This window comes from Protofrankia sp. CiP1_Cm_nod1 (assembly GCF_920888515.1).
Classification (GTDB): domain Bacteria; phylum Actinomycetota; class Actinomycetes; order Frankiales; family Frankiaceae; genus Protofrankia.
The window spans coordinates 1-2,283 of the sequence record NZ_CAKKTM010000106.1; the positions used below are offsets into that span (position 1 = coordinate 1).

General features: G+C 76.5%; 2 protein-coding genes. Both read right to left on the reverse strand.

Annotation, left to right across the window (positions count from 1 at the left end; genetic code table 11):
• The coding region (locus tag NBX02_RS05280) for a DUF58 domain-containing protein (RefSeq protein ID WP_250290244.1) at nt 1-1,170 on the reverse strand (1,170 nt) is incomplete at its 3' end.
• A 6-nt stretch (nt 1,171-1,176) separates the two neighbouring features.
• The gene (locus NBX02_RS05285) at nt 1,177-2,184 is read right to left on the reverse strand and encodes an AAA family ATPase (protein ID WP_445548275.1); all 1,008 of its coding nucleotides are present in this window, start codon (nt 2,182-2,184) and stop codon (nt 1,177-1,179) included.
• Between the last annotated feature and the right edge of the window lie 99 nt (nt 2,185-2,283).

A 2,283-nucleotide genomic window follows, 5' to 3' on the forward strand; every position in this document is an offset into this window, starting at 1 on the left:
CAGCAGCGTCTGCCCGGCCGCGGCGGCCGAGTAGACCGCGTGCACATCGCCCCGGCCGGCCGCGAGCTCGGCCAGCCGCGGGTCGCTCACCGCCGCGACGACGACGGTGTGCCGGGCGGTCAGCGCCGGCAGCGCCGGCAGCAGGCCTTCCTCGACGACCGCGGGAGCAAGCTCGGTGAACAGCACGACCAGGCAGTGCCGCCCGGCGGCGCGCAGCACCGCCGAGGCGATCGCCTGGTGGTCGGCCTCGGCCAGCACGGGTTCCACCAGCGCCATCGCCGCGCTCATGCGGACCACCGGATTCCCGCCGCCGGCCACCGGCAGGGCGACCCGGGCCGTGGTGTCGTGCGCGAGCAGGCCGACGCGGTCGCCGGCGCGGGCGGCCACGGTCGCCAGCAGCAGGGCGGCGTCCATCGCGTGGTCGAGGCGGGGGGTGTCGCCGATGCGGCCGGCGCTGGTCCGTCCGGTGTCCAGGACGCAGATGACCCGGCGGTCCCGTTCCGGCCGCAGCGACCGGACCGCCACCGTGCCGTGCCGCGCGCTGGCCCGCCAGTCGATCATGCGGACGTCGTCGCCCGGGACGTAGTCCCGCAGGCTGTCGAACTCCGAGCCCTGGCCGCCGATACGGAGCGTGACGTTTCCCTCGATCTCCTGGAGCCGCGCGAACGCGGCCGGCAGCTGCCGCCGGGAGGGGAACGCGGGCAGCACCCGCACCTGGAACGGCGCGTGGTGGCGGCCCTGCCGGCCGGCGAGGCCGAGCGGCCCCAGCGAACGGACCGTGATGCGGTACGGATGGCGGTCCCCCCGGCGGGTGGGGCGCAGGACGACCTCGCCGAACCGTCGCTGCCCGGCCGGGACCGTCAGCCGCAGCACCCGGGGCGCGGCGCCGGACGACGGCGGCCACGCGTCACGCACCAGGGCCCGGACCGTGCGCCGCCCGGTGTTGGTGACGGTGAGGACCAGCGGCACCGGTTCACCCAGCCGCGTCTGCGTCGGGCCGGACCGGGTGAACGCAAGCCCGCGCACAGCGCCGGCGAGCGCGACGTCCACGGCCACCGCGAGCACGAGCGCCGCGTCGACCAGCAGCAGGGCCGCCGCCGGGGCCGGGGAGAGCAGGACGGCGACCACGCCGGCGAGGGCGAGCCCGGCGGCCCGCCCGGTGATGGCCACCGCGGGTTACCGCGGGACGGGCACGGTGGCCAGTACCTGGTTGAGGACGGTGTCCGTGGTGACGCCGTCGGGCACGACCTCGGGCCGCAAGGAGATCCGGTGCCGCAGCGTGGGCCGGGCCAGCGCCTTGACGTCGTCCGGGGTGGCGTATCCCCGTCCGGACAGCCACGCCCACGCCCGGGTGGTGGCCAGCAGCGCGGTCGCGCCCCTGGGCGAGACGCCCAGCTGCACGGAGGGCGCCACCCGGGTGGCGCGGGCGAGATCGACGATGTAGCCGAGCACCTCCGGGCGGACCTGTACGGCGCGGACGGCGTCGCGGGCGGCGGCGAGATGCGCCGGCCCGGCAACCGGCCGGAGCCCGGCCGCGTCCAGGTCGGACGGGTCGAAACCGGACGCGTGGCGGGTGAGGATCCCGATCTCGTCATCCCGTGGCGGCAGTGGCACGGTGAGCTTGAGCAGGAACCGGTCGAGCTGCGCCTCGGGGAGCGAATAGGTGCCCTCGTGCTCGACCGGGTTCTGGGTGGCGACGACCGTGAACGGCACCGGCAGCCGGCGTGCCGTCCCCTCGACGCTGACCTGGCGTTCCTCCATCGCCTCCAGCAGCGCGGCCTGGGTCTTCGGGGGCGTCCTGTTGATCTCGTCCGCGAGCAGCAGGTTCGTGAACACCGGCCCCTCCCGGAAGGTGAACAGCGAGGTGCGGGTGTCGTAGACGAGCGACCCGGTGACGTCCCCGGGCATCAGGTCGGGGGTGAACTGCAGCCGTCTGGTGTCCAGGGACAGCGCCGCGGCCAGGGCGCGTACCAGCAGGGTCTTGGCAACCCCCGGGACGCCTTCGAGCAGCACGTGGCCACGGCAGAGCAGGGCCACGACAAGGCCGCTGACGGCGGCGTCCTGGCCGACCACGGCCCTGGCCACCTCCTCGCGCAGCGCGATCAGCGCCTGGCGGGCCGTCTCCGGGTCACCCGCGACGGCCTGGGCCGACGCCCATGTCCCGGATGGCTCGGCTTTGGACAGCTCGACCGGGGACGACAGCCCGGCCTCGGGCACCTCGGAGCCCCTGGCCCCGGGCCCGCCGCCCGGCCCCGCGCCGCCCGGCCCCGCGGCGCCCAGCGC